This is a genomic window from Psychrobacter sp. 1U2 (assembly GCF_051847575.1).
The window spans coordinates 1-650 of record NZ_JBPYDC010001265.1; the positions used below are offsets into that span (position 1 = coordinate 1).

Sequence of the window (650 nt, forward strand, 5' to 3'; positions counted from 1 at the left end):
ATAATTACTGAAAAAATAATAAGGAACGATTATGTCTTATACCTTTAACCGCCAATACCCTGAAACTCGTCTACGCCGTCTACGTTACAATGATAATGTACGGGCAATGATTCGAGAAGTAGAGCTACATCCTAAGCATTTTATCGCGCCAGTATTTGTACTAGAAGGTAAAAACCAGCGTGAAACGATTGCGAGCATGCCGGGGGTTGAGCGCTTATCAGTCGACCTACTTATCAACTATGCAAAAGAATTACTAAGTGAGGGCGTCACGACTGTTGACATCTTCCCTGTCATCGATAACTCGTTAAAAACGCCTGATGGTAAAGCTGCATACGACGAAAATGGTCTTACTGCGCGCGCGGTCAAAGCGCTTAAAGATGCCGTACCCGAAATGGTGGTCATGACGGATGTGGCACTTGACCCTTATACCTCACATGGTCAAGACGGTTTACTCGATGACAGCGGTTATGTCATCAACGATGCAACCATCGAAGTGTTGGTCAAGCAAGCACTCGTCCACGCACGCGCTGGCGCTGATATCATCTCGCCAAGCGATATGATGGATGGCCGTATCAAAGCCATGCGTGATGCTTTTGAGTCCGAGGGTTTTGTGAATACGGCTATCATGGCCTACTCTGCCAAATATGCTT

General features: G+C 46.3%; 1 pseudogene. It reads left to right on the forward strand.

The features are described from left to right. Positions 1-31: 31 nt before the first annotated feature. A pseudogene (locus ACS8FD_RS21560) lies at positions 32-650 on the forward strand (porphobilinogen synthase); the annotation flags it as partial.